The following is a 24,550-nucleotide window of genomic DNA, read 5'->3' as shown; positions in this document are numbered from 1 at the left end:
AGGCTAGGACTTCCGCGCCAACCCGCGCCTGAGCCTTTGGTCCCGAGCCGGAGTCGCCGCAACACGCCGGATCCGGGGATGTCTGTTTCGTGCGATTCGCCCCATCTCGACGTCGTCGTGTCGGCGCGTGGACCGTGACGGCACCGGGCCGGGACGGTGTCCGCGCCGGAGGCCGACCGTGACTACCATGCGGGGAGGACACCGTCTCTCGCGGTGTGTCCAGAGCGATCTTGGAGGACGACGATGACGCCCGCGCAGCCCGACGCCGCCGCGACCACAGCCACTGACGTCGTGGACGTGCTGCTCTACAGCGACGACGTCGCCACGCGTGAGCAGGTGCGCCGGTCGGTCGGCCGGCGGGCAGCCGCCGACCTGCCTCGCATCCGCTGGACGGAGACGGCGACCCACGAGGCCGCGGTGGCCACGGCGAAGCAGGGTGGGTTCGCCCTTCTCGTCCTCGACGGCGAGGCGGCCCGGGCCGGTGGGATGGCGGTAAGCCGGCAGCTGAAGAACGAGATGTACAAGTGCCCGCCGGTCCTCGTGCTCACGGCCCGCCCTCAGGACGCGTGGCTGGCGACGTGGGCCCAGGTCGACGCGATCGTCGAGTCACCGCTCGACCCCATGCGGATCCAGCAGGAGGTCGCACGGCTGCTGCGCTCTGGCGGCGCCCTGTGACGGCCGACGCCGACGGCGTCGAACCGGTCGTGCCCACCTGGGCCGACCTCATCACCTCGCTCATGGCGGGGGAGCACCTCAGCGCCACGCAGGCCGGCTGGGCGATGGACCAGGTGATGTCCGGTCTGGCCAGTCCCGTCCAGCTGGCCGGGTTCCTCGTGGCGCTGCGCGCCAAGGGAGAGACGGTGGCGGAGCTCACCGGGCTGGCCGACGTCATGCTCGAGCACGCCGTCCCGATCGACGTGCCCGACGACGTCGTCGACATCGTCGGGACGGGTGGCGACCGCGCCCGCACCGTCAACATCTCGACGATGTCCTCCCTCGTCATCGCCGGCGCCGGCGTTCCCGTCGTCAAGCACGGCAACCGCGCCTCGAGCTCGGCCAGCGGGTCCGCGGACGTTCTGGAGCGGCTCGGGGTGCGCCTGGACCAGAGCGTCATGGAGGTCGAGGCGACCTTCCGTGAGGTCGGCATCACCTTCTGCTTCGCCCAGACCTTCCACCCCTCGATGCGGCACGCGGCCGTGGCGCGGCGTGAGCTCGCGGTCAGCACGGCCTTCAACGTGCTCGGCCCGCTGACCAACCCGGCACACCCGCGCGCGGCGGCGATCGGCGTGGCCGACCGGCGGATCGCGCCGCTCGTCGCCGGTGTGCTGGCCCGGCGCGGCACCCGTGCCCTCGTCTTCCGCGGTGAGGACGGCCTCGACGAGCTGACGACGACGGCGCCCAGCAGGGTGTGGTCCGTCGCCGACGGTGAGGTGACCGAGCAGGTCATCGACTCGCGCGACGCCTTCGGCCTCCCCGGGGCGACCCTCGCGGACCTCCGCGGGGACGACGCCGTCTTCAACGCCGGGGTGGCCCGCGACCTGCTCGCCGGGGCGACCGGGCCGGTCCGGGACGCCGTCCTGCTGAACTCCGCGGCGGCACTGGTCGCCCACGCCGGTCTGCCCGGCACCGCACCCGCCGACGGTGACCTCGTCGCACGGCTGCGGGCCGGCATGGATCTCGCTGCCGCCGCGATCGACGACGGGCGGGCACGGGGCGTGCTCGAGCGGTGGGTGGCCGCGAGCGCGCGGCGCTGACAGCAGCTGGAACAACGGGCGGCGCCGGACCGGCCGTCCGGGAGATGATGAGGCCGGCGGCGCCCGCCGGCCATCGAGACGAAGGAGACCCCATGCTCACCGCCATCGTCCTGATCGACACGGACGCGAGCCGCGTCCCGGAGGTCGCCCGTGAGGTGGCCGAGCTCGAGGGGATCAGCGAGGTCTACTCGGTCACCGGTGACGTCGACCTCATCGCCATCGCGCGGGTCCGCCGCCACGAGGACCTGGCCGACGTCGTCGCCGACCAGGTGGGCAAGGTCCAGGGAGTGACGAACACGCGCACGTACATCGCCTTCCAGGCCTACTCCCGGCACGACCTCGAGTCGGCGTTCGCCATCGGCCTCGGCGACTGACGACCCCGCCACGGCACACCTCCGGGTGCGTTCGGGCGGACCCAGGGCCGAACGAGGGCACCCGTCGCGGCGGGCCGGCGGTGTGGCGCTCAGGCGGTCGGTGGGAGCGGGTACTTCGCCGCGCCGTCCAGCGGCCAGGCGAAGGGCTCCTCGCCGGGGTCGTGCTGCACGAGCCGGGTGGCCGGGTTCTCGATCCAGTCCGCGAGGAGCTCGGTCTCCTCGGCCGTCGCGGCACCCAGCGCGGCGGCGGGCGGCGCGACCTCCTCGCCGGTGGCCACGAGCGAGTCGATCGCGGGCATCGGGTCGACCCCACGGGGCACGGTGCAGGTGCCGGCCAGCCGCCCGTGGCGGACGAGGACCACCTCCCACCCGCCGTCCTCGAGTCGTCGCGCCGCGACGAGCTGGGGGCTGCGCCACAGCGGTCGCAGCCGCTGGCTGCGTCGGGCGGCGACGAGGAAGGCACGGAGCCGGTCCCGCTCGGTGGCGGCTTCCTCGTACCGCTGCTGCGCCGCGAGCGTCCCGATCCGGGTGCGGAGCGCGGCGACGACCGGTCCCGCGGCAGCGGCCAGGCCGCCCCGTGCGGCCCGGACGATGCCGGAGTAGGTCTCGACGCTCTGGCCGCCGGTGCACGGCGCACCGCAGTGGCCCATCTCCGCGAGGGCACAGGCCCGCGCCTCGGGGTTGGGGACGACGGGGAGCCGTTGCGTGCACCGGCGGAGCGCGAACGCCTCCTCCAGGGCCTCGAGAGCCGACTGTGCTGCCGCGCGTGAGCTGAACGGACCCAGCGCGTCGGTGCCGCGCTCGGCGGGCACGCTGCGGACGATGGACAGGCGCGGGAAGGGCTCGTCGGTGAGGCGGACCCACGGTCGCTTGTGCGGGCGGCGCGACCGTCGGTTGTACGGCGGGTCGAGCTCGGCGATGAGCCGGAGCTCGCGGACCGAGGCCTCGAGGTCGGTGGCGCAGGGGATGACGTGGACGTCCTGCGTGAGGTCGAGCATCTCCCCGATGCGCTTGCGCTTCTCCCCGGCCGTGAAGTACGAGCGCACCCGTCGGCGCAGGTTGACCGCCTTGCCCACGTAGAGGACCTCGCGGCCCGGGCCGAGGAACTGGTAGACGCCTGGCCCCGTCGGCAGGGTGTCGGCGAGGGTCGACTTACGCCGGCGGCCGTGGGGGACGGGGTCGGCGATGGTCGCCAGGTCCTCGAGGTGGGTGGCGCCGAGAGGCGCGAGCCGGCCGAGGAGGGCGTGGAGCACGTCGACGGTGGCGCGCGCGTCGTGCAGCGCCCGGTGGTCCGGGCTGGTCGTCGCGCCGAAGAGGGCGGCGAGGGTGCCGAGCTTGTGGTTCGGCGCCTCGTCCTTGGTCACGACCGTGCGCGCCAGCGCGACGGTGTCGACGACGGCGGGGGAGGGCCACGTGAGGTCGAGCCGGGTGGCCGCAGCGCGCAGGAACCCGACGTCGAACCGGGCGTTGTGGGCCACGAGGACGGTCGTCGGCCCGAACCCGGCGAACTCGAGGAAGGAGGGCAGGACCTCGCCGATGCGGGGGGCCCCGACGAGCATCGCGTCGGTGATGCCGGTGAGCACGGTGATCATCGGCGGCACCGGGCCGCCGGGGTCGACGAGGGTCTGGAACTCGCCGAGCACCTCCCCGCCCCGCACCTTGACCGCGCCGATCTCGGTGATCTCGCACTGGGTGGGCGAGCCGCCGGTGGTCTCGAGGTCGACGACGACGAAGCTCACCTCGGACAGGGGCACACCGAGCTCGTCGAAGCCCACCTGGAGCGGTGTCCCTGTTCCCGCCCGGGTCGCGTCCTCGAGGCCCAGCCGCCTCCCGGGGGCCGGTGCAAGCAGGTTCGCAGTCACGTGAGCGACCGTACGTCGAGGCACCGACATCCCCACCGGCGGCGCACCGGCGGCGGGGATGTCGGTGGTCGGTCCTACGGTCGCGTCATGATCATCGACTGTGGTTCGTGCACCATGAAGCACATCGCCTGCGACGACTGCGTCGTCAGCTTCCTCACCGACCCGTCCCGTGGTCCCGCACCGGAGCCCCGGGACATCGGGGAGGACGAGCGGACGGCGTTGGCCGTCCTCGCCGACAGTGGGCTCGTCCCGCCCCTGCGCCTGCGCCGGACCGGCGCGGGCTGAGCCCGCGCCGGACCCGTCGTCGGGTGGCTGCCGGTGTCGGTCGCCCGGCGTTGCCGGCCAGGGGTGTGCCGCCGCCGTGGCCGGTCGTCAGCGTGCGTGCCGACGTGGCCGGCGGTCAGCAGGTGCCCGCCGGCGTGACCGGTCGCTAGGAGGTGTGTGCCGAGATGGCCGCCGGCTCGGCGTAGATGGCGTCGATGATGTCCGCGTAGTCCGTGAGGACCGCGTTGCGGCGCACCTTGAGCGACGGGGTGAGGTACCCGTTGTCGATGGTGAAGTCCTCGTCGAGGATGACGAACTTACGGATGGACTCCGCGCGGGAGACCTTCTTGTTCGTCCGGTCGATCGCCATCTGGAGGTGCTCGCGGACCAGCGGGTCGTCCTTCGCCTGCGCGACGGTCATCGGCTCCTTGCCGTGGTTCTTCAGCCAGCTGGGGAGCATCTCGGCGTCCAGCGTGATGAGCATGCTGATGAAGTGGCGGCGGTCTCCGATGGCCAGGCACTGGGAGACCAGCGGGTGCGCGCGGGTGGGGTCCTCGAGCTGGCTCGGGGCGACGTTCTTGCCGGCGGCCGTGACGATGATCTCCTTCTTGCGCCCCGTGATCGTGAGGTAGCCGTCCTCGTCGAGGGTTCCGACGTCCCCGGTGTGGAACCAGCCGTCGGAGAAGGCCTCCGCCGTCGCCTCGGGATTGTTGTGGTAGCCGCGGAACACCGGGATGCCCGTGGCGAGGATCTCCCCGTCCTCGGCGATCTTGATCCCGACGCCGGGCAGCGGGGTGCCCACGGTCCCGATCTTCACCCGTCCCGGCCGGCCGACGGTGACCGGCGCGGTCGTCTCGGTCAGCCCGTAGCCCTCGAGGACGACAAGGCCCAGACCCCGGAAGAAGTGCCCGAGGCGCTCGCCCAGCGGGGCGCCGCCGGAGATGGCGTAGACGGCCCGGCCGCCGAGGACGGCGCGGATCTTCTTCAGCACGAGGGCGTCGGCCACCTTGTGGAGCGCCTTGAGGCGCACCCCGGGGCCGCCCGGCTCGTCCAGTGCGCGCGAGTAGGCGATGTTGATCTTCGCTGCCCAGCGGAAGATCTTCACCTTCCCGCCGGCCGCGGCCTTCTGCTCCGCGGCGTTGTACACCTTCTCGAACACGCGCGGGACGGACAGGATGAAGGTCGGCTGGAAGGTCCCCATGTCGGCGACGAGGTCCTTGCTGTCCGGCGTGTGCCCGAGGCTCACACCGGCCGCGATGACGAGCACCTCGACGAAACGCGCGAACACGTGGGCAAGCGGCATGAACAGCAGCGTGCGGGCACCTGGGTAGTCGAGGACCTCGTGCAGGTCCTCGATGGAGTTGCGGCACAGCTCGACGAAGTTGCCGTGGGTGAGCACGGCGCCCTTGGGGCGGCCGGTGGTGCCCGAGGTGTAGATGATCGTGGCGACGTCGTCGAGGCCGACCGCGGAGTGCCGGGCGGCGAGGTCGGCGTCGGTGACCTCCCGGCCGAGGGTGATGAGCGTGTCGAGGGCGCCCTCGTCGATCGTCCACACGTCCTTGAGCTCGGGCAGGCCGCCGTTGTCCGCGCGGGCCTCGGCGACGACGGCGGCGTGTGCCGGGGTCTCGACGATCGCGGCGACGCAGTGGGAGTCGCCGAGGATCCACGCGCTCTGGTCGGCGGAGGAGGTCTCGTACACGGGGACCGGGACCGCCCCGGCGTGCCAGATCGCGAAGTCGAGGATCGTCCACTCGAAACGCGTGCGCGACATGATCGCCACGTGCTCGCCCGGGCCGACACCGGCGGCCATGAGGCCCTTCGCGACCCCCTCGACGAGCTCGAGGACCTGGGCCGTCGTGTACTCGCGCCAGACCCCGTTCTCCTGCTTCTCGATGAGCACCTTCGACGGGGAGGACGTCGCCTGGGTGATGAGGAGGTCACTGATGCTCGCTGACGCTTCGGACGTCACGGCAAGGGGGACATGGAACTCGTCCATACTGGCTCCAGTGGCAGCGGTTGGAGGGATGACTACTGCTCAACGATATGGCAGATCTGGGCGAACAGACGCAGGTCCACATGGGAAACTTCGTGTTGGCCGGCGTGACGACGGGACGGGAGTGATCGGTGACGACAATCGGTATCGACATCGGTGGGACGAAGATCGCCGCCGGTCTGGTGGACGAGGACGGCCGCGTGCTGGCGCAGACACGCCGCGCGACCGACCCGCAGGACCCGGAGGCGATCGAGAGCGCGGTCATCGCCGCGGTCGCCGAGCTCCGGGCCGACCGGGAGGTCGCCGGGGTCGGTGTCGCTGCCGCCGGGTTCGTCAGCCCCACCCGTGACGGGATGCGGTTCGCGCCCAACATCGCGTGGCGCGACTACCCCCTGCGTGAGCGTCTCGCCCGCGGTATCGACGTCCCGATCGTCATCGAGAACGACGCCAACGCCGCCGGGTGGGCGGAGTTCCGCTTCGGTGCGGGGCGTGACGCGCGCTCGATGGTCATGCTCACGCTCGGGACCGGGCTGGGCGGCGCCATCGTGCTCGACGACAGGCTGCTGCGCGGTGCCTTCGGTGCTGCCGCCGAGCTCGGTCACATGCGCGTCGTCCCCAACGGCCACTACTGCGGCTGCGGCCACGAGGGCTGCTGGGAGATGTACGCCTCCGGGCGGGCGCTGACCCGCGCGGCGCGGATGGCGCTCATCACCGACGAGGACCGCGCGGGCCGGCTCCGTGAGCTCGCGGCCGCCGACGGCGCGCGCGTCAAGGGCCAGCACGTGACCGCCGCGGCAGCGGAGGGCGACCCGCTCGCCCGGGACCTGGTGGCCGAGCTCGGCCGGTGGGTGGGAGCCGGGATCGCGGACCTCGTCGCCGTGCTCGACCCCGAGCTGTTCGTCATCGGCGGCGGTGTCGCCGACACCGGTGACCTCGTGCTCGAGGCCGCCCGCGCCTCGTTCCGGGCAGAGCTGTCGGCCCGGGGCTACCGCCCCGAGGCGCAGATCCTGCTCGCCGAGCTCGGTAACGAGGCCGGGATCGTCGGTGCCGCCGACCTCGTCCGGCACTGAGGCGGCCGGGGCGCGGTGACGCGACCGGTCAGACGACCGCGCCGTCGTCGTAGTCGTCGGCGTCCCGGCGTGCCGGCATGCGCCACAGCAGCAGGCCGATCCCGACCGCGAGGGCGGCCACGGCGGCCAGCCAGACGATGCCCGGCGCGCCACGCCAGGCGAGCACGCACACGACCATGAGCGTCAGCCCGCCGAGGACACCAGCCCAGCCGAGCACGACGACCGGCTCGGCCCGTGACAGCGGGTCAGGGTCGGGCTGGACGAAACCGTCGACGACGTCGCGCGCCGGGTCGTCGTCCTCCGTCTCCGCCGTGGGCGTGTAGTCGCGCGGGCCGGGGGACGGGGCTGCCACCTCCGGTGCGGGGCCGGGTGCCGGGGAGTCGGCGTCGTCCTGGGCCGGGGGCAGCCGGAGCTCTCCCAGCCGGGACGTGAGGTCGGCCCACTGCGCGTCGAAGTCGTCGTCGGGTGGGTTGCCGCTGTCCGCGGCTCCCCGGGTAGGACCAGCCATGGAGAGCACTCTAGAGTGCTCGGGAACGCGCGGCTGAGCAGACGGCCGGCAGAACTGCGGAGGGTCACGGGTGTTCTACGGCTTCATGAAGGCGACGCTCGGCACGACGCTGCGTGTCTTCTACCAGCCGTGGATCCGCGGTACGGAGAACGTCCCCGAGGAGGGCAGCGCCATCCTGGCGAGCAACCACCTCGCCGTCATCGACTCGTTCTTCCTGCCGCTCATGCTCCGCCGCCCCGTCGTCTTCCTCGGCAAGCAGGACTACTTCACCGGGCGTGGCGTCAAGGGCAGGCTGGTGGCCGGCTTCATGCGCGGGGTGGGGACGATCCCCGTCGACCGCAGCGGCGGCCGGGCCAGCGAGGCGGCCCTCAACACCGGCCTGCGGCGGCTGCGTGAGGGCGAGCTCTTCGGCATCTACCCCGAGGGGACCCGCAGCCCCGACGGCCGGCTCTACCGGGGCAAGACCGGCGTGGCCCGGCTCGCCCTCCAGTCCGGTGCCCCCGTCATCCCGGTCGCCATGATCGGCACGAACATCGCTCAGCCCATCGGCACCCGCATCCCGCGGCTGCACCCGGTCGGCATCGTCATCGGCGAGCCGCTCGACTTCAGCCGGTACGCCGGGCTGGAGGACGACCGCTTCGTCCTGCGGTCCATCACCGACGAGATCATGTACGAGATCATGCGCCTGTCCGGCCAGGAGTACGCCGACGTCTACGCCGCCAGCGTCAAGGCGCGCGCGGCCGCCGGCCGGGCACCCGCCACGCCCCCCGTCACGGCACCGGCCGCGCCCGGTGGACGTCGGGTGCCGGGCACGGGCGTGCCGGAGCCCACCGAGCAGGAGCTCGCCGAGGGCAAGGAGCGCCTGGAGGCGGCGACCCAGGACGGCCCGGCCGTGGCCGGGGACGTCACGGACGGCGACGACGCGGGGGAGCACCCGCCGTCGTCGTGAGCGGTCCCGGAGGAGTGCGCGTGGCCTCACTACACTGGACCCAGCACGCGAGCACCGAGCTCGCCGGCCGCCGCCAGGTGGCCGCCGTTCGATGAAAGGTTGCCGATGTCCGTACGCCGTGTCGCCCTGCTCACCGCGGGAGGCTTCGCCCCCTGCCTGTCCTCCGCCGTCGGAGGTCTGATCGAGCGCTACACCGAGGTGGCGCCGGACGTGGAGATCATCGCCTACCAGTACGGCTACCACGGCCTGCTGACCGGGACCAAGATCGTCATCGACGACGACGCCCGCGCCAAGGCCGGCGTGCTGCACGACTTCGGCGGCAGCCCGATCGGCAACAGCCGCGTCAAGCTGACGAACACCAAGAACCTCGTCGAGCGCGGCCTGGTCCAGGAGGGCCAGGACCCGCTGCAGGTCGCGGCCGAGCAGCTGCGCGCCGACGGCGTGGACGTCCTGCACACCATCGGTGGCGACGACACCAACACGACCGCCGCCGACCTCGCCGCCTACCTCGAGGACAACGGCTACCACATGACCGTGGTGGGCCTGCCGAAGACGATCGACAACGACATCGTCCCCATCCGCCAGTCCCTCGGCGCGCACACCGCCGCGGACCAGGCCAACCGCTTCGCGCAGAACATCATCGGTGAGCACCGTTCCAACCCGCGGATGCTCATCGTCCACGAGGTCATGGGCCGGCACTGCGGCTGGCTCACCGCGGCCGCCGCCCGTGACTACCACCAGTGGGTCGCCGAGCGCCCGGAGTGGAACCCGAGCGCCGGGCTGAGCAAGGAGCGCTGGGACGTCCACGCGGTCTTCCTGCCCGAGATGAAGCTCGACCTCGAGGGCGAGGCCCGGCGCCTGCGCGGGGTCATGGACGAGATCGGCAACGTCAACATCTTCCTGTCCGAGGGGGCCGGGGTGCCCGAGATCATCGCCGAGCTCGAGGCCAAGGGCGAGGAGGTCCAGCGCGACCCCTTCGGCCACGTCAAGCTCGACACCATCAACCCCGGTCAGTGGTTCGCCAAGCAGTTCGCCGAGCTCATCGGCGCCGAGAAGGTCATGGTGCAGAAGTCGGGGTACTTCTCCCGCTCGGCCCCCGCCAACGCCAAGGACCTCGACCTCATCCGCACGATGGTCAACCTGGCCGTCGAGAGCGCGTTCAACGACGTGTCCGGGGTCATCGGGCACGACGAGGAGAACGACGACGAGCTGACGACCATCGCCTTCCCGCGCATCGCCGGCGGCAAGGCCTTCGACATCACCCAGCGCTGGTTCACCGAGCTCATGGCGAGCATCGGCCAGGACGTCACCCCGGCGGACGCCGCCGCGCACTGACTCCCGGGCACGCCGCCGGTCCGCACCGATTCCCACGGTGCGGACCGGCGGCGTTCCACGTTCCGGACCTCCCGTATCCTCGACGGGTGAGTATCGAGGCTGATCCCGCGGTCCTGCGCGGGCTGGACCACTGGCGCGACCTTCCTGCTTCCCAGCAGCCCGAGTGGCGCAGCGCCGAGGAGCTGCAGGCGGTGACCGAGGAGCTGTCGGTGTCGCCGCCGCTCGTCTTCGCGGGCGAGTCGGACAAGCTGCGCGCGCTGCTGGCGCAGGCTTCCCGTGGCGAGGCGTTCCTGCTCCAGGGCGGCGACTGCGCCGAGACCTTCGCGGAGTCGACGGCGGACAACATCCGCAACAAGATCCGCACCATCCTCCAGATGGCGGTCGTCCTCACCTACGGCGCGAGCATGCCCGTCATCAAGATGGGGCGCATGGCCGGGCAGTATGCCAAGCCGCGGAGCAACACGATGGAGCTCCGCGACGGCGTCGAGCTGCCCGCCTACCGCGGGGACGCCGTCAACGGTCACGCCTTCACCCCCGAGTCGCGGGTGCCGGACCCCCACCGCCTGCTCTCCGCCTACCACCGCTCGGCGACGACCCTCAACCTCATCCGTGCCTTCACCGGTGGCGGGTTCGCCGACCTGCGCCTCGTGCACGAGTGGAACCGCGGCTTCACGAGCAACCCGGCCTACAAGCGCTACGAGGCCCTGGCCGCCGAGATCGACCGCGCCGTGCGCTTCATGGCTGCGGCGGGCGCCGACTTCGACGCCCTCAAGACGGTCGACTTCTACTCCAGCCACGAGGCGCTGCTCCTCGACTACGAGCGTGCGATGACGCGCATCGACTCCCGCACCGGCCTGCCGTACAACACCTCGGCCCACTTCGTGTGGATCGGGGAGCGCACCCGGCAGCTCGACGGCGCCCACGTCGACCTCCTCTCCCGGGTGCGCAACCCCATCGGGGTCAAGCTGGGCCCGACGACCACCCCGCAGACCGCGCTCGAGCTCCAGGAGCGGCTCAACCCCGAGGGCGAGCCCGGCCGGCTGACCTTCATCACCCGGATGGGCGCGGAGAAGATCCGCGATGTGCTCCCGGGCCTGCTGTCCGCCGTCGCGGCACAGGGCGGCCCCGTGACCTGGGTCTGCGACCCGATGCACGGCAACACCTTCGCCTCTCCGAACGGCTACAAGACGCGCCGGTTCGACACGGTGCTCGACGAGGTCAGGGGCTTCTTCGAGGCCCACGAGGAGGCCGGCACCGTTCCCGGCGGCCTGCACGTCGAGCTCACCGGTGACGACGTCACCGAGGTCCTCGGCGGTGGTGAGGAGATCGACGAGGGGGCGCTGAGCCGGCGCTACGAGACGCTCGTGGACCCACGCCTGAACCACCAGCAGTCGCTGGAGATGGCCTTCGCGGTCGCGGAGATGCTGCGGGGCAGCTGATGAGCACGGCACGGGGGGCGTGATGAGTACCGCGGGGGCGATCGAGGTACCGCCGGAGCGCAGCCTGCCTCCGGGGCAGCATCTCGTGGCGCAGGCGCCGATCATGCACTACGGGCCGGTCCCGCGGCCGCGGCCGGACCGGTGGGACTTCACCGTCGGCGGTCTCACCCGTGCCGGCGTCGAGCGGCGCTTCACGCTCGAGGAGGTCCTCGGGATGCCGCGGGTCGACGTGCTCGCCGACCTCCACTGCTCCTCGCGCTGGAGCACCCTGGACGAGCCGTGGTCCGGTGTCGCCGCGCGGGCGCTGGTCGAGGCCGTCCCTCCCGCCGACGGCGTGGAGGACGTCCTCGTCTTCGCCGAGTACGGCTACAGCGCCTGCATCCGCGTCGAGGACCTCATGTCCGCGCGCGCCGTGCTCGCCACCCACCACGACGGTGAGCCGCTGACCCAGGAGCGCGGTGCGCCGCTGCGGCTCATCATCCCGCACCTCTACTCGTGGAAGGGCCCCAAGTGGGTGCGCGGGTGGAACTACACGGCGGGCCCCGAGCGCGGTTTCTGGGAGGAGCGCGGCTACCACGTCCGCGGGGACGCGTGGCGCGAGGAGCGGTACGCCTACCAGGAGTGAGGGCGGCGCCCTCAGCGGGCGGCGTCGAGGACCGAGCGGTGCTCGGTGCGGGCGAGGAAGTCGCGGATGGTGTCGCGGCTCCTGGTGAGGCACGCGATGCGTCCCTCGATCTCGTCCAGCTCGGCGGCGAGCTGCTCGGCGACGCCCCGGGTGCACGTCTCGACGAGCGCGTCGCACCGGGCGCTCTCCAGCTCGAGGATCGCCCGGACCAGCCGGGTCGGAACCCCGGAGCGCACCAGGCCCGCCACCCGCTCCACCCGCTCGACGTCCTGCTCGGCGTACTCGCGGTAGCCGTTGTCCGCGCGGGCCGCGGAGATCAGGCCCTGCTGCTCGTAGTAGCGCAGCAGCCGGGGCGCGACACCGGTGCGGCGGGCGAGGTCACCGATCTTCACGGTACGGCACTCCAGGGCTTGACATTGACATTAATGTCAGACTTTACGCTCCGTCCATGGACGAGACAACAGTCACCCGCACCGCCCGTCCCGCGCACGGGAGCACCCGGCTGCCGTGGCCGGCGCTGGTCACCATGTCGCTCACCGTGTTCGTCGTCGTCAGCGGGGAGATGATGCCGACCGCGGTGCTCCCGGCCCTCGCCGCCGACCTCGGGGTCTCCCTGGCGCGTGCGGGGCTGCTCGTGTCCGCCTGGGCGGCCACCGTCGTCGTCGCGAGCTTCCCGCTCACCCGCCTGACGGCCCGGCACGACCGCGCGACCGTCGTCGCCGGCGCACTCACGGTCGTCGCGATCGCCACCGTGGTCACTGCCGCGGCGGACTCCTACGGTGCCGCGCTGGGGTCGCGCCTCGTGGCGGCCGCGGCCACGGGCGTCCTGTGGTCCACGGTCAACGCCCACGCCGCCTCGATCGTCCCGGAGCGGGCCATCGCCCGGGCGACGTCCGTCGTCCTGTTCGGGGGCACCTTCGGCACCGTCGCCGCCATCCCGGCCGGGAACGCGATCGCCGCCGCCGTCGGCTGGCGGGTGCCGTTCCTCCTGGTCGCCGGTCTCGCCCTGGCCACCGCGGTGGCCGTCGTCGTCGTCCTCCCGCGGTACCCGGTCCTCACCCACGACGACGCGGCGGGCTCCGCGGCCCGGGCTCCGAGCCGGCCGCTGTGGCCCGTCCTCGCCACCGCGAGCCTCGGTGGCGTCGTGTTCATCGCCCACTTCATGAGCTTCACCTTCGTCGCGGAGCTCTTCGCGCCGAGCCGGGTGCCCACCCCGGTGCTGCTGCTCGTCTTCGGCGTGGTCGGTGCGGGCGGGGTCGTGCTCGTCGGCGCGAGCAGCGACCGCTACCCGGCGGCCGTCCCGGTCGCCATCTCCGTGGGCATGGCCGCCAGCCTGGTGAGCCTCGTCGGACTGGGCCGGAACGCGGCCCTGGACGTCACCGTCGTCGTGGCGTGGGGGACCGTCGTCGGAGCGGTCGGTCCCGCGGTCCAGGCGCAGGTCATGCGCCTGGCGGGGACCCGGCACCGCGCGACGGCGGGGGCGCTCATGCCGGTGGCGATGAACCTCGGCATCGCCGTCGGGGCGGCAGCGGGCAGCGGCGCCGTCGACCGGTGGTCGCCGGCCGCCCTGCCACTGCTCTCACTGCTCCCCGCGGTCCTCGCCGTCGCGGGCTTCCTCGTCGTCGCCGGCGCTCAGCGCTCGGTGCTCACCACTCCCGGTGCGCGGGGATGATCGTGCCCGGGTTGAGGTTACGACCCGGGTCCACGCCCTGGAGCAGCGCCACCTGCAGGTCCACCCCGGCGGGGGAGATGTCCTCCTCGAGCCAGTGGGCGTGGTCGGTCCCGACGCCGTGGTGGTGGGAGATGGTCCCTCCGTTGTCGATGAAGGACTGCTGGATCGCCTTCTTCACCACCCAGTACTGGCGCAGCTGCTCGTCCATGTCGGCGCTGCGGGAGACGAGGGCGAAGGTGAAGTACAGGCAGGCACCGGAGTGGTAGCTGTGGGACAGGTGGCACATGACGTAGCCCCGCACGCCCAGCGCGTCGAAGGCCTCGCGGGCCGCCCGGATCGTGCGGTGGTAGACCTCCATGAGGCGCGACCACGGCATGGCCGTCTCCGAGACGTCGGCGAGGGCGCCGATGTCCAGAAGGAAGTCGCGGATGTAGGGGGTGTCGAACTTCTTCTGGTCGTACAGCGCACCGGGGCCCTTGCCGAGCTTGATGCCGCCGTGCTCGCGCACGATCCTGCCGACCGTCGCCTTGTCCGCCTTGACGCGGGCGCTGCCGCCCTCGTAGCCGACGTAGCTGAGGCAGACCTTGTCCAGGTCCCAGCCGCGCTTGTCCAGGAACCCGAAGAGCCCGTCCTGGACGAGCTTCTTCCTGCCGGTGGACGCCTTCTGGGTGGAGAAGGAGAACGCCGTCTCGTTGCCGTCGGACACCCGGGTGACCGATGGGCGGGCGTCGGAGACGGAGATCGCGTGCATCGCCTGGATGGCGCTGCCCCAGTTCGGGAAGAGGTAGGCGACGATCTCGCGGTTCTCCGGGAGGCGGTGGACGTGCACCCAGGCCTCGGTGATGACGCCGAGACGACCCTCGGAGCCGAGGATCATCTCCCGGACGCTCGGGCCGGAGGAGGTGCTCGGCAGTGGCCGCAGCTCGACGACCCGGCCGGGCAGGACGACGCGCATGCCGCGGGTGATGTCGGCGATGTCCCCGTACTTGTCGGACTGCATGCCCGAGGAGCGGGTGGCGATCCAGCCGCCGAGCGTCGAGTGCTTGAAGCTGTCGGGCTGGTGCCCCATGGTCCAGCCGCGTGCAGTCAGCTGGTCCTCGAGGTCCGGGCCGAGCGCACCGGTCTGGACCCGGGCCAGCCCGGCGTCCTCGTCGATCTCCAGCACACGGTTGAGGCGCCCGAGATCCAGCGAGACGACGGTGCGGGACTCCTTCGGGGGCGGGGTCAGCGACCCGGAGATGTTCGAGCCGCCCCCGAACGGGATGAGGACGCCGTCGGCCGCGACGACGGCGTCGACGACGGCGCGCACCTCGTCCTCGCTGCCCGGGTAGACGACGACGTCGGGGACGCGGGGCAGGTACCCGGCGCGGATCCGGACGAGGTCGACCAGCCCCTTGCCGTAGGTGTGGACCACGCGGTCGAGGTCCTCGATGACGACGTGCTCCTCACCCAGGGCGCTGCGCAGCACCGAGCCGAGCTCGGCCGGCAGCTGGGAGGCGGGGACGGAGAGGTCCTCGAAGGATGGTGGGGGAGTGCCCGGTACCGAGAGGTCGATCCCGATCTTGTCCAGGACGAACGGCGCCATGTTGGGCTTGTCGCTGTAGTTGAAGGCGATGCCCTCGACTCCCCAGCCCCACCACTTCTGGTGTGTCACTCCCGTCACGAAGCCTCCTCCTGGGAGCGGCCACCGTGGCCGCCTCTCCTTGTGTCGCCGACGACGTACGGCGTCTGCATGGTCATCATGGTGCGGATGTGCCCGGCGACCCGGTCACTGAACTCGCGGGCGCTCTCGCCGGCCGCCGGCCGCATGGGGCGGCCGATGAGGACGCGGACGGGCGGGCGTCCGGGGGCGGGCCAGAAGCGCCCGACGGGCATCGCGTCGTGCGTGCCGACGAGTGCCACGGGGACGCACGGGACGCCCACGGTCATGCACAGCACAGCCGCGCCGGGCTTGAAGCCACGCATGACGCCGTCGCGTGAGCGGGTGCCCTCGGGGAAGAGCATGACCGGGAGCCCGCTGCCGAGCAGTCGCTGGGACATCCCCTTGCCGCGGCCGCCGCTGCCTGCCCGGTGGACCGGGTAGGTGTTGAAGAAGAGCGAGGTCGCCGCCTTCATCCACCAGCGCGAGTAGAAGTAATCTGCGGCGGCGCCGACCGCGAGCTTCTTCGTCAGCCGGTAGGGCAGCTGGGAGATGAGGACCCCGGTGTCCAGGTGGCTGCAGTGGTTGGCGACGAGGACGAACGGGCCGTTCAGGCCCTCGACGTTGTCGGCGCCCTCGACGGTCGTCGTCGTCACCGCCGAGACGACCGGGCGCAGCATGAGGCGCTGCGCGACGAAGCGCATCATCCGGTGCCAGCGTGCGTGGTAGCGCCCCACCTGCGGAGTCGCGCCGTCGCGGTCGCGTGCCTGCTTCCCCCCGGTCACGAGCGTCCTCCCCTGATCATCGCGGTCGCGCGGCGCACGACCGGCCGCGGGGCGTGCGCGGCGAGGAATGCCAGCACGCCGAAACGCTTGGAGGGCACCGAGCGCACCTTGCCGCGCTCGACGTCGTCGAGGGCGGCGGCGACGACGCTGTCGGCCTCGAGCCACAGGAAGTCCGGGATGGCGGTGGTGCGGATCTGCGCGCGCTCGTGGAACTCGGTGCGGACCCACCCGGGGAGCAGGGAGGTGGCCTGCACGCCGGTCCCCGCCAGCTCGATGGACAGCGACTCGGAGTAGGTGTCGACCCAGGACTTGATCGCCGAGTACGCACCCATCGGGACGCGTCCGGCCACCGACGCGACGTTGATGATGGCACCGTGCCCCCGCGTGACCATGGACCGGCCGGCCGCGTTGCCGAGGACGAGGACCGCGCGGACCATGACGTCCAGCGAGCGGTGGTGCTCGGTGAGGTCCTCGGCGAGGAGGGGCACGTGGACACCGTGCCCGGCGTTGTTGACGAGGACGTCGACGGGCGAGGCGTCGTCGCTCAGCCGCGCGGCGACGGCGTCCACGTCGTCGCGCGTGGCGAGGTCGGCCACGAGCGTCTCCACCTCGACACCGTAGCGCCACCGCAGCTGGTCGGCCGTCTTCTCCAGCCGCTCGGGGTTGCGTGCGACGAGGACGAGGGACAGTCCGCGCGCCGCGAGGGCGCGCGCGAACTCCAGGCCGAGACCGGACGTGCCGCCGGTGACCAGGGCCCGTCCACGCAGCACGGACGACGGCGCGCCGGGTGCCGTCAGGGGACGCCGAGGGGTCTCGCTCACGGCTGCACCGCCTCCTTCAGGCTGCGCAGGACCGGTGCGAACCGGCCCTCGACGGGTGTCGTCCACGAGTGCACCGGCCAGCGCTGTGTCCGCGCGTAGCGGTAGAGCTGGGCGTCCGGGTTGACGACGTTCGGGTTGCCGACCACCTCGAGCCAGGGGCGGTCGGCGTAGCTGTCGCCGTACGCGTAGGACCCGGTGAGGTCGAGCCCCTCGTCACGGGCGTAGCGGGTGAGCCACGTGGCGCGCGACTCCCCGACGAGGGGTGAGGCGAGCAGGTGCCCGGTCCAGCGGCCGTCGTCGTCCTTCTCCATCTGCCCGGCGACGACGACGTCGAACAGCGGCGCGACCGGCTCGACGAACACGTCGATCTCCCCGGTGACGAGCACGGTGCGGTGCCCGGCGCGGCGGTGCGCGCGGATCTGCGCGGCCGCTTCGGTGAGGACGTCGCGGCGCAGCGACTCCTGGACCCGTTCGGCGATGGCGGCCCGTAGGTCGCCCTCGTGGGTCCCGGCGTAGCGGCGCATGAAGGTGCGGATGAAGTCACCGCGGTCGCGCATCTCGGCCTGGAGGTAGCGGGGGCCGAGGGCGACGAGGTTGCCCAGCGCCTTGGGCCAGCCCGCGGGCGGCTGCGTGGCGAGCTCCACCCACAGGTACTGCTCGACGAGTGTCGCGGCGATGACGGTGCGCTGGAGGTCGAAGACGGCGACGACGTCGGCGCGGTGGGGCAGCTCGGCCGGGCGACCCGTGCCGGCCTTGGGACGCTCTCCCCGCATGAGGCCCGGGACCCCGGGGATGTGGACCTCCTGGAGGTACTGGCGCCAGTCGATCTCGGTGACGTCGAAACCGTGCTCGAGCTGCCGCTCGGCGGGCAGCGACGCGTGCAGGGCGCGGGTGCGGGCGTCGTCGAAGATGACCTCGATCTGCGTGTACGGCTGGTAGAGCGAGGTGAACTTGCGCAGGGTGTCGAGGTCGCGCCGCGCCTTGTACAGCGTGGAGATCCACTCCCGGGTCCGGGGCCGGGCGGGAAGCCGGCCCACGGCGCGGTCGGCGAGCCCGACCGCCCGCTCCCGGCGGCGCAGCGCACGCTCGACGGCTCCGCGGTGCGGGAAGGACCACGACGGCACCGTGACGTGCGAGCCGCTCGAGTCACGCAGCGGGTTGGCCGAGAAGTACTCCTTGACGTACTCGTAGAGCTTGCCGAAGCGCAGCGGGTTGGTGATGCCGGAGGACACCTGGAAGTAGTTGGCCTCACCCGCCTCCGGGTCGGTGGCCGCGGCGGCCAGGATCGCGTTGACGACGAAGTCCACCGGGATGACGTCGAGGACGGTGTCCGCCAGCGCGGGGAACTCCGGGAGCAGGCCGCGGCCGTAGGCGGCGATGAGCGGGTCGGCGACCTTGAAGCCGTCGATCCAGCCGGGGTAGGGGTGGCGCAGCGAGGACTCGATGATGGTCGGGCGCACGACCGAGAGCCGGTGCCCGGCGCCCTGCCACAGGTCCTCGGCGACCCGCTCGCCCATCGCCTTGGTGAAGGTGTACACGTCGGTCCACCCGAGCGACATCGCCCGGGTGCGGGCGTGGGAGACGAGGGTGTCACGCACCCATGCCGTGCGGGCGGCCTCGGCCGCGGCGGCGACGGCGCGCGGGCCCGCGCGCCGGTGCTCGGCCTCGGCCTGGCGCAGCAGCGGCTCGAGCACGTCGGGGCGGCGCGAGGCCTCCTCCGCCGACTCCCGTGCCGCCAGCGCGGACCGCAGCTCCGCGGCGTAGTCGACCTCGTGGTCCAGGCTCCGCTCCTCGGCCACGCCCTTGCGCAGCCCCGCGACGTAGCTCGTCGAGACGTGGACGACGTGGGGGTCGGAGCCGGTGGCGAGGAGACGCTCGTAGAGACGCTGCGGCCCGGCGACGTTGACGCTGAAGGCCTCGTCGACGGGCAGGTCGAAGGAGACGCTGGAGGCGGAGTGGATGACGACGTCGAGGTCCTCGGGCAGCTCGGGCACGTCCTCCAGGTCCCCGGAGACGACGGTGACGCGCTCGGCGAAGGCCGTCAGGGCGTTCTCCTCGCCCACGGACTCGCGCCAGCTGCGGAAGACCGGCTTGCGCAGCATCTTCTCGGCGCGGCGCTGCGCGGTGAGGTCCCCTCGGGGGCGCACGAGGATGCTCAGTCGCGTCGTCGGGTAGGCAGCGAGGAGCTTCTCGACCACGGCCTGACCGACGAACCCGGTGGCGCCCGTGACGAGGACGTGCGCGTGCTCCAGCGGTGAGTGCATTTGCCGAACTCTAGCGCCGACCGGGCTCCGACCTGAACACCGCGGGGCGGCTGGCGAGCCGTGTGGCGCCGTTCCCGGGACGTCGGCTCAGACGACGGTGAGCGTGACGGTGGTGCCCGGGACCGCCATCTCCCCGGCACCCGGGGACATGCTGCGCACGGTGCCGAAGATGCCGCCGAGCACCCGCTCGACCTCGACCTCGAAGCCGGCGGCGCGCAGCTCCTGGGACGCGGCGTCGACCTGTCGACCCACGAGGTTGGGCAGCTCGACGGGCTGCGGCCCGAGCGAGACCGTCACGGTCACCTCGTCGCCGCGGTAGAGCTGCACCCCGTCGCCGGGCGACGGCGCCTGGCTGATCACCCGGCCGGCGGGCACGCTGGCGTGGTAGCTCTCCTCGACGACGGTCCCCAGCCCGGCGGCGTCGAGGTCGGCGGCCGCGGTCTCGGCGTCCGCACCGACCACTGAGACCAGCTCGACGGGCTCCCGGCCGGCGGACACGACGAGGTCGACGGGCTGGTTGTACGGGATGACCTCCTCCGGGGCGGGGCTGGCGGAGATCACCTGTCCCTGCGGGACCTCGTCGTCCCACGGCGTCTGGACCTCCCCGACCCCCAGCTGGGCCTCCTCCAGCGCCTCGGTGGCCTCGTCCTGGCTGAGCCCGACGACGGGTGGGACCGTCACCATGAGGATGCCGCGCGACACGTGCAGGACGACCGTGCCGTCCTTGCGTACCTGGTCGCCGGGCTCCGGGTCGGCGGCGACGACCTCCTGCTCGGGGGCCGTGTCGTGGTGCTCCCGCTCGACGCGGAGGTCGATCCCGGCGTCGGTGAGCACGCCGACGGCCTCGTCCTCCGACAGGCCGACGACCTCCGGTACCGCCACGTAGGCGCCGGGGCCATGGCTGAACCACCACCAGGACCCTCCGCCCGCGACGGCGAGCAGCAGCAGGAGCATGGTGAGGGCGAAGACGCGTCGGCGACGGCGCCGCCGGCCACGCCCGCCCGGCACGGCGTCGGGCCCGGCGGGCCCCGGCGCGATGGCGCCGATCGGCAGCGCGACGGTGCCCCCGCTGACCGGCGTGACGTCGGTGGCGGCAGAGTCGCTCCCGGCGTCCGTCTCGGACGGCTCGCAGGGCTCGACGTCGGCACGGCGGGCGAGGGTGGCGTCGTCGAGCGCTGCCCGGGTGCGGCGCAGGAGCGCGAGCGCGGCGTCGGCGTCGGTCGGCCGGTCCTCCGGGTCGCGGGCGGTGAGGGCCGCGACGAGCTCGTCGACCTCGGCGGGCAGCCACTCCAGCCGCGAGGACGGCACCGGGACGCCGTCGTTCACGTGCTGGAAGGCGACGCGGATCGGCTGGTCGGCGACGAAGGGCGGGCTGCCGACGAGGAGCTCGAAGAGCACGATCCCGACGGCGTAGACGTCGGCCCGCGCGTCCGCCACACCGGAGGTGACGATCTCGGGGGCCAGGTATGCCACGGTCCCGAGCACCGTCCCGGTCGACGCGGCGGTGGCCTCGGTGACGGCGCGGGCGAGCCCGAAGTCGGTGACCTTGGGCCGGCCCTCGGGCTCGATGAGCACGTTCTCGGGCTTGACGTCGCGGTGCACGACACCGGCCCGGTGCGCGCACGCGAGGGCCGCGAGGACCCCGTCGACGACCTCCAGGGCCCTCCCGAGGGGGAGTGCGCCGGCGCGCCGCAGCTCGGCACGCAGGTTGTGCCCCTCGATGAGCTCCATCGTGAGGTAGCTGGCGTCCTCGGCGGTGCCCTGGTCGTAGATCGCGACGATCCCGGGGTGGTTGAGACGCGCGGCCGACCGCGCCTCCCGGCGGAAGCGGGCGACGAAGTCCGAGCTCTCCGCGAGGTGCGGGTGCATCACCTTGAGCGCGACCGTCCGGTCCAGTCGACGGTCCACCGCCCGGTAGACCGTCGCCATCCCGCCGCGCGCGACGCGCGAGCGGACCTCGTACCGGCCGTCGACGAGACGGCCGAGGAGAGGGTCGCTCACGGTGCGCTGCACGGGGCCGAGTCTAGAACCGCGGGGCGCCCCGGCCCGGCAGGCGGGCCGGTGAGGCGCCCCGCGGCGGCGACGGTCAGAACTGCCGCATGAGGTTCTTGATGCCTGCGACGTAGTTGCGCGTGTCGGCGTACATGCCGTTGCGCCGCACACCGGCCAGGCCCTGGTAGTACCCGGCGACGGCCTGGTCGAGGTTGTCGGCCGTGCGCACGAGCTGGCGCAGGATGGCCACACCGGCGGTCACGTTGTCCTGCGGGTCCAGCAGGTTGAGCCGGCGCCCGACGAGCTCGGAGGCCCAGTCCCCGGAGCTGGGGATGACCTGCATCGCGCCGACGGCGTTGGCGGGGGAGACGGCGCGCGCGTCGAAACCGGACTCCTGCTGCGCGATGGCCAGCGCGAGCGCCGGGTCCACGCCCATGCGGACGGCGGTGTCGCGCACCATGGCCCTCATCCGGTCCCGCGAGGGGACCTCCATCGACACGAGCGTGGCCTTGTTGGTGTTCGCCGCGGAGACGACGTCGCGTGCGTAGGTCCGGCCGAGGAAGGTGTCACCGACGAGCTGGCCCGCGGGGCTGCTCGCGCCGCCCGTGCTGCCCGGGATGGCCAGCTGCTGACCGACGTAGATGAGGCTCGCGCTGCGCAGGTTGTTGCGCTTGACGATCGCGGAGACGCTCGTGCCGTAGGTCGTGGCGAGGACGGAGAGGGTCTCACCGGAGCGCACCACGTGGGTCCGGGCGCCGGCGGCCGGGTTGCTCACCGGGGTCGTCGCGGGGGTGGCGGGGCGGCTCGCCGGCGCTCCGCCCGAGGTGCCCGGGATGGTGAGGCGCTGTCCGATGTGGATGAGCCCGGCGTTGCGCAGTCCGTTCGCGGACACGATCTGGGCGACGGTGGTGCCGTACTGCGTGGCGAGCCCGGAGACGGTGTCGCCGGAGCGCACGACGTGCGCCCGTGCCGCCGTCGGGCCGCTCGAGGAGCCGCCGCTGCTCGGGGCGCCGCCGGAGGGGCCGGCACCGCTCGCCGGTGCCGTGCCGGGGATCGTCAGCCGCTGTCCGACGATGATGAGGGCGCGGGAGCCGAGCCGGTTCGCCGAGACGATCTGCGCGACGGTCGTGCCGTACCGCTTGGCGAGCGCGGAGACGGTGTCTCCCGCCGCGACGGTGTGCGTCGTCGCGGCGGCCGGGCGTGCGGGTGCGGGTGCGCCGCCGGAGGACGGCAGGCGCAGCACCTGCCCGGCCTTGATGAGGGCCGCGGGGCCGAGGTTGTTGGCGGCGACGATCGCCGAGACGCTCGTGCCGGCCCGCGCGGCGATGGCACTGACCGTGTCGCCCGCGCGGACCTGGTAGCTCGACGCCGGCAGCGCGCGGTGCGGCGCGGGCAGGGCGAGTGCCGTCGCGCCTGCGGTGGCCGTCGTGACGGGTGCCATCGTCGCGGCGCCCGCCGGGACGGTCATCGCGGCGACGGTGGTGGCAGCGAGTGCCAGTCCCACGCCGGTGCGGCCAGTGGTACGGGTTGCCCGGGTGCGAGCCTTCATCGATGTCCTCCGCGACGGGTCGTGTCGGCGTGTTGCCGCGCGCGACCACAGTGACTGGTGTTAATGGTGGGACGAGTGTGATCGCTGTGACAGTAGCGTTATCGCGCTGAGACGTAAAGGCGGACCGGCGACGGCGGACCGGCGGCTGTCTCAGTACGCTGCTGGGATGACCGTCAACGACCCTTCAGGCACCCGCTGGTACTCGCTCCCGGAGGTGGCCGAGCTGCTCGACGTCCGGCTGCGGGACGTGCGGACGCTGCTGCGCGACAACGCGCTCGCCGGCACCCGGCGCGGTCAGGAGGACGGGCCCTTCCTCATCCCTGGGGACTTCCTCCTCACGGCCGACGACGGCGCCGCCAAGCCGGGTCCCGTGCCCTCGCTCCGGGGCACGCTCATCCAGCTCACCGACAGCGGTTTCACGACCGAGGAGGCCGTGCGGTGGCTGCTCACGGAGGACCCCCAGCTGGGGACCACGCCGATCGGTGCGCTGCGCGCGCGTCGCATCCACGAGGTCCGTCGGCTCGTGCAGACGGTCGCCATCTGAGGGCCCGGCAGCTGAGCGCCCGGCGGGCGTCAGGCGCTGCGGGCGGTGAGCATCCGGGCCAGCTCGGTGAGCAGCTCCCGGCTCCGCGCCGGTAGCCCGAGCTCGGCCAGGACCGCCAGGCCCTCGTCGAGGTGTGCCTCGATGAGGGCCTGGTGCGCGGCGACGGCCCCCGTGCTCTCGAGGATCTCCCGGACGGCCGCGACGTCGTCGGCGGACAGGTCGGCGCGGCCGACGTCCCGCTCCAGGCGCGCCCGCTGGGTGGCGTCGGCTGCGCGCCTGGCCAGCGCCAGCAGCACGGTGCGCTTGCCCTCGCGCAGGTCGTCACCGGCGGGCTTGCCGGTGACCTCCGGCTCGCCGAAGACACCCAGGACGTCGTCCCGCAGCTGGAACGCCACGCCGAGCGGGAGCCCGGCCCGGCGCAGACCGGCGAGCGCGTCCTCGTCCGCCCCGGCCAGCGCCGCCCCGAGCACCAGCGGGTGCTCCACGCTGTAGCGCGCGGACTTGTGGCGCACGACCGTCAGGGAGCGCTCGACGTCGTCGTCGGTGTCCCAGGGGAGCACCTGGGACCGGACGTCGAGGTACTGGCCGACGGCCACCTCGGTGGTCATGAGGTCCCAGGTGGCACGGGCGCGACGCGACGCGTCGGCGTCGACGTGACTGCGCGCGAGGTCGAGCTCGACGGAGGAGATCGACAGGAGGAGGTCACCGAGGAGGATCGCGCCCGCCGAGCCGTGGTGCTCGGGGTCCCCGAGCCAGCCGCGCTCGGCGTGCTCCGTGGCCATGCGGCGGTGGACCGCTGGGATCCCGCGCCGGGTGAGCGAGCCGTCCATGAGGTCGTCGTGGGCGAGCGCGGCCCCCTGGAAGAGCTCGAGCGCGCTTCCCGCGAGCACGGGTGGCGACCCCGCTGCCACCGGCTCGGCGGTGAACGCCGTCCAGCCGGCGGCACAGAACGCCGCGCGCAGTCGTTTGCCGCCCCCCAGCAGCGCGTGCCCGGCGGCCAGCAGCTCGTCCACCCCCTCCAGGGAGTGGAAGGACGCCGTGTGCTCCCGCAGTGCGGTCGACACGCGTTCGCTCACCTGGGCGGCCAGGCCGGGTACGGGTGCTGCCATGG

Annotated in this window: 22 protein-coding genes; 11 read left to right on the top strand and 11 right to left on the bottom strand. The window is 72.9% G+C overall.

The features are described 5' to 3' along the window. Positions 1 to 243 precede the first annotated feature (243 nt). The 3 genes from VR894_RS08560 (at position 244) to VR894_RS08550 (ending at position 2,128) form a co-directional block, all read left to right on the top strand. Positions 244 to 675, top strand: coding sequence for a hypothetical protein (locus tag VR894_RS08560; RefSeq protein ID WP_324650959.1), 432 nt, complete (start codon positions 244 to 246; stop codon positions 673 to 675). Beyond that, positions 672 to 1,754, top strand: coding sequence for an anthranilate phosphoribosyltransferase (gene trpD, locus VR894_RS08555; RefSeq protein ID WP_324650958.1), 1,083 nt, complete (start codon positions 672 to 674; stop codon positions 1,752 to 1,754). Before VR894_RS08560 ends, trpD begins: the two co-directional genes overlap by 4 nt. Before the next feature lie 92 nt (positions 1,755 to 1,846). Beyond that, entirely contained in the window at positions 1,847 to 2,128 is a 282-nt protein-coding gene (locus VR894_RS08550; RefSeq protein WP_324650957.1) for an Lrp/AsnC ligand binding domain-containing protein, read from the top strand. Positions 2,129 to 2,217: 89 nt separating this feature from the next. On the opposite strand, the gene VR894_RS08545 is transcribed toward VR894_RS08550, so the two are convergent. Further along, a complete protein-coding gene (locus VR894_RS08545) occupies positions 2,218 to 3,990 on the bottom strand; it encodes a DEDD exonuclease domain-containing protein (RefSeq protein ID WP_324650956.1) in 1,773 nt (590 codons plus the stop codon). 87 nt (positions 3,991 to 4,077) lie between these two features. Between VR894_RS08545 and VR894_RS08540 the strand changes: the two genes are divergently transcribed. Further along, entirely contained in the window at positions 4,078 to 4,275 is a 198-nt protein-coding gene (locus tag VR894_RS08540) for a hypothetical protein (RefSeq protein WP_324650955.1), read from the top strand. A 145-nt stretch (positions 4,276 to 4,420) separates the two neighbouring features. Here the strand turns inward: VR894_RS08540 and VR894_RS08535 are convergent, their stop codons facing one another. Continuing rightward, on the bottom strand, positions 4,421 to 6,250 hold the full coding sequence (locus VR894_RS08535) for an AMP-dependent synthetase/ligase (protein ID WP_324650954.1): 1,830 nt from the start codon (positions 6,248 to 6,250) through the stop codon (positions 4,421 to 4,423). Between the two features lie 128 nt (positions 6,251 to 6,378). On the opposite strand from VR894_RS08535, the gene VR894_RS08530 reads away from it, so the two are divergent. Next, entirely contained in the window at positions 6,379 to 7,317 is a 939-nt protein-coding gene (locus VR894_RS08530; protein WP_324650953.1) for an ROK family glucokinase, read from the top strand. A gap of 28 nt (positions 7,318 to 7,345) precedes the next feature. Here the strand turns inward: VR894_RS08530 and VR894_RS08525 are convergent, their stop codons facing one another. Next, entirely contained in the window at positions 7,346 to 7,825 is a 480-nt protein-coding gene (locus tag VR894_RS08525; RefSeq protein WP_324650952.1) for a hypothetical protein, read from the bottom strand. Positions 7,826 to 7,895: 70 nt separating this feature from the next. Here VR894_RS08525 and VR894_RS08520 point away from each other — a divergent pair, with 70 nt between their 5' ends. From VR894_RS08520 to VR894_RS08505, 4 genes are all read left to right on the top strand, one after another. After that, positions 7,896 to 8,774, top strand: a complete 879-nt coding sequence (locus tag VR894_RS08520; protein ID WP_324650951.1) for a lysophospholipid acyltransferase family protein — start codon at positions 7,896 to 7,898, stop codon at positions 8,772 to 8,774. 105 nt (positions 8,775 to 8,879) lie between these two features. Then, positions 8,880 to 10,109, top strand: a complete 1,230-nt coding sequence (locus VR894_RS08515; RefSeq protein WP_324650950.1) for a pyrophosphate--fructose-6-phosphate 1-phosphotransferase — start codon at positions 8,880 to 8,882, stop codon at positions 10,107 to 10,109. 86 nt (positions 10,110 to 10,195) lie between these two features. Further along, positions 10,196 to 11,548, top strand: coding sequence for a class II 3-deoxy-7-phosphoheptulonate synthase (locus VR894_RS08510; RefSeq protein WP_324650949.1), 1,353 nt, complete (start codon positions 10,196 to 10,198; stop codon positions 11,546 to 11,548). Positions 11,549 to 11,570: 22 nt separating this feature from the next. Further along, a complete protein-coding gene (locus tag VR894_RS08505) occupies positions 11,571 to 12,173 on the top strand; it encodes a molybdopterin-dependent oxidoreductase (RefSeq protein WP_324650948.1) in 603 nt (200 codons plus the stop codon). Between the two features lie 11 nt (positions 12,174 to 12,184). Here the strand turns inward: VR894_RS08505 and VR894_RS08500 are convergent, their stop codons facing one another. Further along, complete coding sequence (locus VR894_RS08500; protein WP_324650947.1) at positions 12,185 to 12,565, bottom strand: MerR family transcriptional regulator; 381 nt, start codon at positions 12,563 to 12,565, stop codon at positions 12,185 to 12,187. 56 nt (positions 12,566 to 12,621) lie between these two features. On the opposite strand from VR894_RS08500, the gene VR894_RS08495 reads away from it, so the two are divergent. Then, complete coding sequence (locus VR894_RS08495; protein WP_324650946.1) at positions 12,622 to 13,845, top strand: MFS transporter; 1,224 nt, start codon at positions 12,622 to 12,624, stop codon at positions 13,843 to 13,845. Here the strand turns inward: VR894_RS08495 and VR894_RS08490 are convergent. The 6 genes from VR894_RS08490 to VR894_RS08465 form a co-directional block, all read right to left on the bottom strand. After that, positions 13,820 to 15,508, bottom strand: a complete 1,689-nt coding sequence (locus VR894_RS08490) for an FAD-binding oxidoreductase (RefSeq protein ID WP_324650945.1) — start codon at positions 15,506 to 15,508, stop codon at positions 13,820 to 13,822. The two genes, VR894_RS08495 and VR894_RS08490, sit on opposite strands and share 26 nt — an antisense overlap. Continuing rightward, a complete protein-coding gene (locus tag VR894_RS08485) occupies positions 15,505 to 16,269 on the bottom strand; it encodes a lysophospholipid acyltransferase family protein (protein ID WP_324650944.1) in 765 nt (254 codons plus the stop codon). Before VR894_RS08485 ends, VR894_RS08490 begins: the two co-directional genes overlap by 4 nt. Beyond that, positions 16,266 to 17,090 carry an SDR family NAD(P)-dependent oxidoreductase gene (locus tag VR894_RS08480; protein ID WP_324650943.1) on the bottom strand — a complete coding sequence of 275 codons (825 nt, stop codon included), beginning with the start codon at positions 17,088 to 17,090 and terminating at the stop codon, positions 16,266 to 16,268. Before VR894_RS08480 ends, VR894_RS08485 begins: the two co-directional genes overlap by 4 nt. Next, entirely contained in the window at positions 17,087 to 19,354 is a 2,268-nt protein-coding gene (locus tag VR894_RS08475) for an HAD-IB family hydrolase (RefSeq protein ID WP_324650942.1), read from the bottom strand. The genes VR894_RS08480 and VR894_RS08475 overlap by 4 nt, the downstream gene beginning before the upstream one ends. Before the next feature lie 87 nt (positions 19,355 to 19,441). Next, the gene (pknB, locus tag VR894_RS08470; RefSeq protein ID WP_324650941.1) at positions 19,442 to 21,367 is read right to left on the bottom strand and encodes a Stk1 family PASTA domain-containing Ser/Thr kinase; all 1,926 of its coding nucleotides are present in this window, start codon (positions 21,365 to 21,367) and stop codon (positions 19,442 to 19,444) included. 73 nt (positions 21,368 to 21,440) lie between these two features. After that, positions 21,441 to 22,895 carry a LysM peptidoglycan-binding domain-containing protein gene (locus tag VR894_RS08465; RefSeq protein ID WP_324650940.1) on the bottom strand — a complete coding sequence of 485 codons (1,455 nt, stop codon included), beginning with the start codon at positions 22,893 to 22,895 and terminating at the stop codon, positions 21,441 to 21,443. Between the two features lie 166 nt (positions 22,896 to 23,061). On the opposite strand from VR894_RS08465, the gene VR894_RS08460 reads away from it, so the two are divergent. Next, positions 23,062 to 23,439 carry an Rv2175c family DNA-binding protein gene (locus tag VR894_RS08460; protein WP_324650939.1) on the top strand — a complete coding sequence of 126 codons (378 nt, stop codon included), beginning with the start codon at positions 23,062 to 23,064 and terminating at the stop codon, positions 23,437 to 23,439. A gap of 29 nt (positions 23,440 to 23,468) precedes the next feature. On the opposite strand, the gene VR894_RS08455 is transcribed toward VR894_RS08460, so the two are convergent. Further along, the gene (locus VR894_RS08455; RefSeq protein ID WP_324650938.1) at positions 23,469 to 24,548 is read right to left on the bottom strand and encodes a polyprenyl synthetase family protein; all 1,080 of its coding nucleotides are present in this window, start codon (positions 24,546 to 24,548) and stop codon (positions 23,469 to 23,471) included. Positions 24,549 to 24,550: the final 2 nt, after the last annotated feature.

This window comes from Georgenia sp. H159, assembly GCF_035607575.1.
Taxonomy (GTDB): Bacteria; Actinomycetota; Actinomycetes; order Actinomycetales; family Actinomycetaceae; genus Oceanitalea.
Note: the sequence above shows the minus strand (reverse complement) of the source record. Positions and strands in the feature narration are given on the sequence as shown.

Coding starts and splice junctions, on each gene's coding strand:
- VR894_RS08560 (WP_324650959.1), top strand. CDS start 244: ATGACGCCCGCGCAGCCCGACGCCGCCGCGACCACAGCCACTGACGTC.
- VR894_RS08550 (WP_324650957.1), top strand. CDS start 1,847: ATGCTCACCGCCATCGTCCTGATCGACACGGACGCGAGCCGCGTCCCG.
- VR894_RS08540 (WP_324650955.1), top strand. CDS start 4,078: ATGATCATCGACTGTGGTTCGTGCACCATGAAGCACATCGCCTGCGAC.
- VR894_RS08535 (WP_324650954.1), bottom strand. CDS start 6,250: ATGGACGAGTTCCATGTCCCCCTTGCCGTGACGTCCGAAGCGTCAGCG.
- VR894_RS08525 (WP_324650952.1), bottom strand. CDS start 7,825: ATGGCTGGTCCTACCCGGGGAGCCGCGGACAGCGGCAACCCACCCGAC.
- VR894_RS08515 (WP_324650950.1), top strand. CDS start 8,880: ATGTCCGTACGCCGTGTCGCCCTGCTCACCGCGGGAGGCTTCGCCCCC.
- VR894_RS08505 (WP_324650948.1), top strand. CDS start 11,571: ATGAGTACCGCGGGGGCGATCGAGGTACCGCCGGAGCGCAGCCTGCCT.
- VR894_RS08495 (WP_324650946.1), top strand. CDS start 12,622: ATGGACGAGACAACAGTCACCCGCACCGCCCGTCCCGCGCACGGGAGC.
- VR894_RS08475 (WP_324650942.1), bottom strand. CDS start 19,354: ATGCACTCACCGCTGGAGCACGCGCACGTCCTCGTCACGGGCGCCACC.
- VR894_RS08465 (WP_324650940.1), bottom strand. CDS start 22,895: ATGAAGGCTCGCACCCGGGCAACCCGTACCACTGGCCGCACCGGCGTG.
- VR894_RS08460 (WP_324650939.1), top strand. CDS start 23,062: ATGACCGTCAACGACCCTTCAGGCACCCGCTGGTACTCGCTCCCGGAG.
- VR894_RS08455 (WP_324650938.1), bottom strand. CDS start 24,548: ATGGCAGCACCCGTACCCGGCCTGGCCGCCCAGGTGAGCGAACGCGTG.